At 69.8% G+C, this 8,357-nt stretch carries 8 protein-coding genes; 5 read left to right on the top strand and 3 right to left on the bottom strand.

Translation table 11 applies throughout. The features are described 5' to 3' along the window. Positions 1-363: 363 nt before the first annotated feature. The 3 genes from trpD to C1A38_RS29755 form a co-directional block, all read right to left on the bottom strand. Entirely contained in the window at positions 364-1,419 is a 1,056-nt protein-coding gene (gene trpD / locus C1A38_RS29765; protein ID WP_102661006.1) for an anthranilate phosphoribosyltransferase, read from the bottom strand. 81 nt (positions 1,420-1,500) lie between these two features. Continuing rightward, positions 1,501-1,899 carry a hypothetical protein gene (locus C1A38_RS29760; RefSeq protein WP_102661007.1) on the bottom strand — a complete coding sequence of 133 codons (399 nt, stop codon included), beginning with the start codon at positions 1,897-1,899 and terminating at the stop codon, positions 1,501-1,503. A gap of 164 nt (positions 1,900-2,063) precedes the next feature. Continuing rightward, positions 2,064-2,987, bottom strand: coding sequence for a cytochrome c oxidase assembly protein (locus C1A38_RS29755; protein WP_233197107.1), 924 nt, complete (start codon positions 2,985-2,987; stop codon positions 2,064-2,066). Positions 2,988-3,154: 167 nt separating this feature from the next. Between C1A38_RS29755 and ctaE the strand changes: the two genes are divergently transcribed. The 5 genes from ctaE (at position 3,155) to C1A38_RS29730 (ending at position 8,293) form a co-directional block, all read left to right on the top strand. After that, positions 3,155-3,754: an aa3-type cytochrome oxidase subunit III gene (gene ctaE / locus C1A38_RS29750; protein ID WP_043721570.1), complete on the top strand. Its 600-nt coding sequence runs from the start codon at positions 3,155-3,157 to the stop codon at positions 3,752-3,754. A gap of 65 nt (positions 3,755-3,819) precedes the next feature. Then, complete coding sequence (gene qcrC / locus C1A38_RS29745; protein ID WP_102661004.1) at positions 3,820-4,659, top strand: cytochrome bc1 complex diheme cytochrome c subunit; 840 nt, start codon at positions 3,820-3,822, stop codon at positions 4,657-4,659. A gap of 70 nt (positions 4,660-4,729) precedes the next feature. Beyond that, positions 4,730-5,806, top strand: coding sequence for a cytochrome bc1 complex Rieske iron-sulfur subunit (qcrA, locus tag C1A38_RS29740; RefSeq protein ID WP_102661003.1), 1,077 nt, complete (start codon positions 4,730-4,732; stop codon positions 5,804-5,806). Next, a complete protein-coding gene (gene qcrB, locus C1A38_RS29735; RefSeq protein WP_102661002.1) occupies positions 5,803-7,425 on the top strand; it encodes a cytochrome bc1 complex cytochrome b subunit in 1,623 nt (540 codons plus the stop codon). The genes qcrA and qcrB overlap by 4 nt, the downstream gene beginning before the upstream one ends. Before the next feature lie 169 nt (positions 7,426-7,594). After that, complete coding sequence (locus C1A38_RS29730; protein ID WP_102661001.1) at positions 7,595-8,293, top strand: DUF4142 domain-containing protein; 699 nt, start codon at positions 7,595-7,597, stop codon at positions 8,291-8,293. Positions 8,294-8,357 lie beyond the last annotated feature (64 nt).

Here is an 8,357-nt window from a genome sequence, read left to right as displayed (position 1 = left end):
GGAGGGGAGTGGGGGTGGGGGTGGGGGCGAGGAAGAGGGCGGTGCCGCAGCGGGTGCAGGCCAGTTCGGGGCAGGTGGGGCCGTGGCCGTCGAGGCAGGGGGGCACCTCGAACAGTTGTGGGCTCTCGCAGGTGTCGCAGTGCAGCTCGCGCTCGGCCATGAAGACTCCTCCTGCTGCTCGGCCCGGGGTGCGGCGGCGCTTGCCGGCCGGCGGGGGTGCCGGGGCGGCCGGCTCAGCGAGGGGACCGCTGCGTTCCGGCTCGACGGTGCGGGGCCGAGGGACGATCGTGGGAATTACTCACCTGTAGTTTCCCACGTCGGTCCGACACTTCTGCCGCCCCACGGAGGGGGCGAGTGGGGTGGTCAGGCGGTCTGGGCGGTCTGGGCGACCTTGATCCAGTGGTCCAGGGTGCGGGCGGCGGCGCCGGAGTCGATCGACTCGGCGGCCCGGTCCAGGCCGGCGCGGAGCGCGGTGGTGAGGTCGCCGTCCAGCGGGCCCTGGGTGGCCAGCGCCGCGGCGGCGTTGACCAGGACGGCATCGCGGACCGGGCCGGGCTCACCGGCGAGCAGACGGTGGGCCACCTGCGCGTTGTACGAGGCGTCACCGCCCCGCAGGTCAGCGAGGGTGGCCCGGGGTACCCCGAGGTCGGTCGCGTCGACCAGGGTTTCCCTGACGGTGCCGCTCTGGGCGACCCAGAAGCGGGTCGGCGCGGCGGTGCTGAACTCGTCCAGGCCGTCCTCGCCGCGCATCACCAGCACCGAGTCGCCTCGGGCGGCGAACACGGCGGCCATCACCGGAGCCATGGTGGCGTCGAAGCAGCCGACCGCGCCGGCGCGGGGACGAGCCGGGTTGGTCAGCGGGCCGAGGAAGTTGAACGCGGTGGGTACGCCCAGCTCCCGGCGGACCGGGCCGGCGTGGCGCATGCCGGGGTGGAACCGGGCGGCGAAGCAGAATCCGATGCCCGCCTCGGCCACACACCGAGCCACCTGCTCGGGGCCGAGATCCAGCGGTACGCCGAGGAACTCCAGCAGGTCGGCGGTGCCGCAGGAGGAGGAGGCGGCCCGGTTGCCGTGCTTGACGACGCGTACCCCGGCACCGGCGACGACCAGGGCGGTCATCGTGGAGATGTTCACAGTGTGGGCGAGGTCTCCGCCGGTGCCGACCACGTCCAGCGCGCTGGCGCGTACCTGCTCGGGGAGGACGACCGGGACGGCGCGGCTGAGCATCGCCTCCACCAGCCCGCCCAACTCCGCCGGTGTCTCGCCCTTGGCGCGCAGCGCCACGGCGAAGCCGGCGATCTGAGCCGGCGCCGCCGCGCCGGACATGATCTCGCCCATCGCCCAGGCGGTGTCGGCGGCGGAGAGTTCATCCCCGCGCAGCAGCGCGGTGAGCAGGTGCGGCCAGGTCCGTTCGCCCATTGCGGGCCTCCCGAGCAGACGAGTGCGGGTGGGGACCGGCGCCGGCTCGTCCCGGCGCCGTGGCGGTGCCGGTGCGGAACGTCAGGCGGCGGGCGCGTGCGTCCGCAGCAGCTCGGTCACGGTGGCGGCGGCCGTCACCGGGTCGAGCGGGTGAACCAGGGTGGCGTCGACCTCGGCGTACGCGGCGAGCCAGCGGTCAGCGGCCCGGGCGATCACCACACAGGTCGGGGGCGCCTCGTCGAAGTCGTCCTTGATCTGCCGGGCGATGCCGATGCCGCCACCGGGAGAGGCCTCGCCGTCGAGCAGCATCAGGTCGATCTCGTAGTCGTCGACCAGCCGGACACACTCGGCGTAGGTGGACGCCTCGACGAACTCGATGCGCAGATCGGCCGCGGGGCGGGTGCCGACGGCGAGCCGCATCCGGTCCCGTACCTGCGGGTCGTCGCTGTAGAGCACGACGGTGCACAGACGATCGCTCATGCCGACACTCCGCTTCGCTTCCTGCCGCTCGCCACCGAGGATCGCGGCGAGCCGGATGACCCGCCCGCTGATGGCTTCGAGACGGCTTTCACCTCGTAGCTGCGTGGCCGATCGTACCGGTCGGTGTGCCCTGTGCCGCACGCCCCCCGTGACGGTCGGCGAGGTCAGCCGGTGGCCTCGGTGGCGCGCTGGCGGGCCTCCTGGCGGTCCAGTTCGCGGTCGACCCGGCGGGCCTCCCGTTCGGCGTGGCGCATCCACTGCACGACCAGGACGGCGAGCATGGTCACGCTGACGAACTCGCCACCGGCCCAGAGGATGCCGCCGGCGAGCACCTGGTCCTCCCGCGGATCGGCCCAGCTCAGGCCCAGCGAGGGGTACCAGTCGCCGCCGAAGAGGGTGCTGCTCTGCATGATGGTCAGCCCGAGCACGGTGTGGAACGGCACCGACAGCAGCATCAGCAGCGCCCGGGCGGGGTGCGGCCAGCGGCCCGGCAGCGGGTCCAGGCCGAGCAGCGGCCAGAAGAACACGCAGCCGGTCATGATGAAGTGCGCGTGCACCAGTTCGTGCGCCCAGCCGTGTTCCAGCGTGTAGCGGTACAGGTCGGTGAAGTAGAGCGCGAACGGGTTGACCACGAAGATGGCGAACGCCACCAGCGGGAAGCTGTAGATCCGGGCGATCCGGCTGTGTACCACCGCGAGCAGTCGCTTGCGCGGGCTGGTCGGCAGCGTCCGCAGGGCCAGGGTCACCGGTGCGCCCAACGCCAGGAAGATCGGCGACACCATGGACAGCACCATGTGCTGGACCATGTGCACCGACAGCAGCGTGGTGTCGTACGCGCCCAGGCCGGTGAGGGTGACCGAGGCGATGCCGCCGAGGCCGGGCCCCAGGAAGAAGACCGTACGCGCGACCGGCCAGCGGTCGCCGCGTACCCGCAGGCGGTTCACTCCGTAGAGGTAGAGGCCGGCGGCGAGCACCAGGACGACGGCGAGCCAGTTGTCCAGCCGGGCCTCGGTGACCACACTGGTCACCGAGAACGGCGGCAGGGCGCCCTCGGCCGCCAGCACCGAGGCGCCGCCGGGGCCGGGCAGGCCCGCCGTGAGCTGCGGCGCGGCCGGTGCGGCCAGGAAGATCGGATCGACGTGCAGCACGCCAATCAGCCTAGGTCAGGCGAACCGGACGGTACCGATCGGGCCATCTGTCCTCGGGTTTGGCCCCCCGCTGATCGCCGGCCGTGGTCAAGGGCAATAATGACCGCGTGACTGCGGCCCCAGCCATTGACAAGAGCCGGATCCACTCTCTGACGCGTCCCAACATGGTCAGCGTCGGGACGATCGTCTGGCTCTCCAGCGAACTCATGTTCTTCGCGGCGCTGTTCGCGATGTACTTCTCCATCCGCGCGGCGGCGCCGGAGCAGTGGGAGAAGCACACCGCGGTACTCAACGTCCCGTACGCGACGACCTTCACGTTGATCCTGGTGCTCTCCTCGATCACCTGCCAGATCGGCGTCTTCGCGGCGGAGCGAGGTGACGTGCACGCGCTGCGGCGCTGGTTCACGATCACCTTCGTGATGGGTCTGATCTTCGTGATGGGTCAGGCGAACGAGTACCGCGAGCTGGTGCACCACGGCATCAAGATCAACGAAGACGGTTACGGCTCGATGTTCTACCTCACCACCGGCTTCCACGGCCTGCACGTGATCGGTGGTCTGATCGCCTTCGTGATCTTCATGATCCGTACCACGATGGGTCGGTTCACCCCAGCCCAGGCCACCTCGGCGATCGTCGTGTCGTACTACTGGCACTTCGTCGATGTCGTGTGGATCGGGCTCTACGCCATGATCTACTGGCTCCAGTGATCTTGGCGCCCGCACGCCGTCGCTCCACCCCCTGAGACAGGTCCAACCGGTTAAGGACACAGCTCATGACTTCTGACAACGACCGCCGACGCGGTCTGCTCGCGCGGCTGCGCGGGCGGCCCGTGGTGCGCAGCAGGGGCCGCCGCCGGCTGGGTGCCGCGGTCCGGCTGGTCGCCGCGTTGATGCTGGCCGGCGGCGCGTACACGCTTCTGGCTCCGAGCGCGTCGGCGCAGGACAACCCGCCGTTGAGCGGGGCCGCCGCCGACGGCAAGGCGCTGTTCGACGTGAGTTGTGTGACCTGCCACGGTCGCAACGCGCAGGGGGTCGAGGGGCGCGGGCCGAGCCTCATCGGCGTCGGCGCGGCCTCGGTCGAGTTCCAGGTCAGCACGGGCCGGATGCCGATGGCTCGGCAGGAGGCCCAGGCGCAGCGCAAGCCCGAGGTGTTCAGCCCCGACGAGATCGACCAGTTGGCCGCGTACATCCAGCAGTTGGGTGGCGGCCCGGTCGTGCCGGCCGGTGACAACCTGCACGCCGACGGCAACGTCGCGGTGGGCGGTGAGCTCTACCGGATCAACTGCTCGCAGTGCCACGCGTTCAGCGGCGGCGGCGGTGCCCTCTCCTCCGGCAAGTACGCGCCGAGCCTCTCGCCGGCCACCGACCGGCAGATCTACGCGGCGATGCTGAGCGGACCGCAGAACATGCCGGTGTTCGGCGACAACCAGATCACGCCGGAGCAGAAGGCGGACATCATCGCCTACATCCAGCAGTCCCTGAAGCACGACAGTGACCCGGGCGGCGTGTTCAACCTGGGCCGCTACGGCCCGTCGACCGAGGGTGTGGCGATCTTCCTGATCGGCATCGTCGCGCTGGTCTTCACCAGCCTGTGGATCGCAGGCAAGTCGTGACCGAACTGATCTCCCGAGTCAGTGCTGTGGTGCCGCCACGTGCCGGCGCCGAGCGGAGCGAGGTGGCGGCATGAGCACCCACACGGCCCACCCGGGCCACGAGCAGGTAGACGTGAACGACCCCCGGCTGAGCCAGTTCGACATCGTCCGTGAGGGCGCTCGCCGGGACGACATCGAGATCGTGCACTACGAGCCGCAGGTCATGCCGGGCAGCAAGGCCGAGCGCCGGCTGGTCCGTACGGTGGCCGCGATGTTCCTGCTCACCGGCCTGGCCGCGACGGCCTTCCTGGTGGTCTACATCTGGTGGCCGTGGGAGTACGAGATGGGTCGCGGCGGCGACAAGCTCTACACCCCGCTGCTCGGCCTCACCCTCGGAATCGCCCTGTTGGGCCTCGGCTTCGGCATCCTCACCTGGGGCAAGAAGTTGCTGCCCAAGGAGGTGTCGATCCAGGACCGGCACGAGGGCGCGGTGTCCGCCGACGACCAGCGGATCACCGGGCAGACCATGGCGTACATGGCCGACGAGCTGGGCGTGAAGCGCCGCCCGCTGCTCGGCGTCTCGCTGCTGGCCGGCCTGGCGCCGGTCGGCGCGGTCGCCGCGGCGCCGCTGGTGGGTGGGTTGATCTCCAACCCGCACAAGAACAACCAGATGATGGTCACCGGCTTCAGCCCGCAGGACGGGCAGAAGATCCGCCTGGTACGCGAGGACGGCCGGCCGATCCGGCCGGCGGACATCAGCGCCGGTGGCCAGATCACCGTCTTCCCCGGCATCGAGCACGGCGTCAGCAACCTGCACGCCGACTCGCCCACCCTGCTGATCCACCTGCGCGAGGCCGACGCCGAGGAGTCGCGCCGCAACAACGAGCGGGTGGGCCACGGCGGCTACATGTGGGGCAACTACGCCGCGTACTCGAAGATCTGCACGCACGCCGGCTGCCCCGCCAGCCTGTACGAGCAGCAGACCAACCGGCTGCTCTGCCCGTGCCACCAGTCGCAGTTCCTGATCACCGACAACGCGAAGCCCATCTTCGGTCCGGCCAGCCGGCGACTGCCGCAGTTGCCGATCGAAGTGGACGCTGAGGGCTACTTCGTGGCGAAGTCCGACTACACCGAAGCTGTCGGGCCCGACTTCTGGGAGCGGCCGTGAAGCGGCGCAAGTTTGACATGGCGGCAATGCCCGCCAAGACCGGCCGCGCCGTCGACGAGCGCTTCCAGGTAGCGACCCCGCTGCGCCGGCTGCTGAACAAGGTCTTCCCGGACCACTGGTCGTTCCTGCTGGGCGAGATCGCGCTCTTCTCGTTCATCGTCCTGCTGCTGACCGGTGTCTTCCTGACGTTCTTCTTCGAGCCGGCGATGACCGAGGTCATCTACAACGGCAGCTACGCCCCGCTGCGGGGTACGCCGATGTCGGCCGCGTACGCCTCGACCCTGGACATCTCGTTCGACGTCCGGGGTGGCCTGATCATGCGGCAGATGCACCACTGGTCCGCGCTGCTGTTCATGGCCGCGATCGTGGTGCACATGCTCCGGGTCTTCTTCACCGGCGCGTTCCGCAAGCCGCGGGAGACCAACTGGATCATCGGCTCGCTGCTGTTCTGGGTCGGCTTCCTGGCCGGCTTCACCGGCTACTCGCTGCCGGACGACGGCCTCTCCGGCACCGGTCTGCGGATCGCCTCGGCGATCATGCTCTCCATCCCGGTGATCGGCTCCTGGGTGACCTCGTCGGTCTTCAACGGCGAGTTCCCCGGCACGATCATCATCAGCCGGTTCTTCATCGCCCACGTGCTGCTCATCCCCGGCCTGCTTGTCGCGCTGATCAGCGTCCACCTGGGGCTGGTCTTCAAGCAGAAGCACACCCAGTGGCCGGGCCCGGGCCGGACCAACGGCAACGTCGTGGGCGAGCGGATGTTCCCCCGGTACGCGATCAAGCAGGGCGGCTTCTTCATGGTCGTCTTCGGCGTGATCGCGCTGATGGGCGGTCTGTTCCAGATCAACCCGGTCTGGCTGTTCGGCCCGTACGAGGCGTGGGTCGTCTCCGCGGCCAGCCAGCCCGACTGGTACGTCATGTTCCTGGACGGCTCGACCCGGTTGATGCCGGACTGGGAGATCTTCATCCCGATCGGCGACGGCTACGTGATTCCGCCGCTGTTCTGGCCGACAGTGGTGCTACCCGGCATCCTGGTCATGCTCTCCCTGTTCTATCCGTTCATGGAGGCTCGCTACCTGAAGGACTACCGGAGCCACAACCTGCTCCAGCGTCCCCGCGACGTGCCGTTCCGTACCGCCCTGGGCATGATGGCCATCACGTTCTACGTGATCCTGACGCTCACCGGTGCGAACGATGTCATCGCCGACAAGTTCCACATCAGCCTGAACGCGATGACCTGGGCCGGCCGGATCGGTCTGCTGGTCCTGCCGCCGGTGGCGTACTACATCACCTACCGGATCTGCCTCGGCCTGCAGCAGCACGACCGGGAGGTGCTGGCCCACGGTGTGGAGACCGGCATCATCCGACGGCTGCCCGACGGCCGGTTCGTCGAGGTGCACCAGCCGCTCAGCTCGGGTGGTGAGCACGGCGAGCTGCCGTACGCCGGTTGGGTCGTGCCGAAGAAGATGAACCGGCTCGGGGCCCTCGGCCCGGCCATCCGGGGCTTCTTCTACCCGATCGAGAAGCCGGCCGAAGCGCCGGTCTCGCCGGGGCACCCGCCGGTCGAGCCCCGCGCCGAGCGGGAGGAGATCGGCAGCGGAGACAGCCGCCGCAGCTGAGTCGACTCGCACAGTGGGACGTGGCGCCCGCCGGATCACTCCGGCGGGCGCCACGCCCTTTTCCCTCCCTTCGCCGCCCCGTCGGAGCTTCCCGCCCGTCACCGGATCGCAGGAATAACCCCGGTCAGCCGGGTATCCGTTCGGTCCAACGTCTCAACGGGGAGGAAGCATGTTGGGAATCAAACGCCTCGGCCTGCTGGCCGCACTGGTGCTGGTGGGTGTCGCACCCGCCGCAGCAGCGCAGGCGGCCGCGCAGCCGTCGGAGCAGGACACCCAGTACCTGCAAGCGATCCACCAGGTCAACCTCTACGAGGTGCAGGCCGGCGAGCTTGCGGAGAAGAAGGCCCAGGACCAGCAGGTCAAGGACCTGGCACAGATGATCGTCACCGATCACCAGGATCTCGACACGCAGGTGAAGGACCTGGCCGGGCAGCTCAACGTCCAGTTGCCGAACGAGCCCACTCCTGATCAGCGGACGGCTCTCGACCAGCTGAACAACGCAAGTGGTGAGGAGTTCGACCGGCTCTGGGTGACCCAGGGGCTGGCCGGCCACCTGCAGGCCATCCAGGCCACCCAGACGGAGATCTCGCAGGGTACCGAGACCCAGGTGGTCCAGCTGGCGCAGACCGCTCTGCCGGTCCTGCAGGCGCACTACGACGCCCTGGTGCAGTTGGCTGAGGAACTCGGCATCCCGGTGCCGGAGACCAGCGCGAGCGGCACGCCCAGCCCGGGCGGTACCGTCCCGGCTCCGGGTGGCACCACGCCGGCCCCGAGCGGCACCACGCCGGCTCCGGGTGGCACCTCCACCGAGGAGGCCCCGGCTCCGGGCGGCACCATCACCGAAAGCCCGGCGCCCCAGCAGAGCTGACCAACAACCAGCACAACAGCCGGCCCAGCCCACCCAGGCTGGGCCGGCTCTCACCCCCCCACCC

Origin of the sequence: Verrucosispora sp. ts21 (assembly GCF_002879555.1) — a bacterium.
Taxonomy (GTDB): Bacteria; Actinomycetota; Actinomycetes; order Mycobacteriales; family Micromonosporaceae; genus Micromonospora; species Micromonospora gifhornensis.
The sequence above is the reverse complement of the archived record's forward strand: the minus strand, read 5'-3'. Positions and strand labels throughout refer to the sequence as shown.

What these genes read in the sequence shown, in the direction of transcription:
- qcrC (WP_102661004.1), top strand. Translation starts at nt 3,820, where the DNA reads ATGACTTCTGACAACGACCGCCGACGCGGTCTGCTCGCGCGGCTGCGC.
- trpD (WP_102661006.1), bottom strand. Translation starts at nt 1,419, where the DNA reads ATGGGCGAACGGACCTGGCCGCACCTGCTCACCGCGCTGCTGCGCGGG.
- C1A38_RS29760 (WP_102661007.1), bottom strand. Translation starts at nt 1,899, where the DNA reads ATGAGCGATCGTCTGTGCACCGTCGTGCTCTACAGCGACGACCCGCAG.
- qcrA (WP_102661003.1), top strand. Translation starts at nt 4,730, where the DNA reads ATGAGCACCCACACGGCCCACCCGGGCCACGAGCAGGTAGACGTGAAC.
- C1A38_RS29730 (WP_102661001.1), top strand. Translation starts at nt 7,595, where the DNA reads ATGTTGGGAATCAAACGCCTCGGCCTGCTGGCCGCACTGGTGCTGGTG.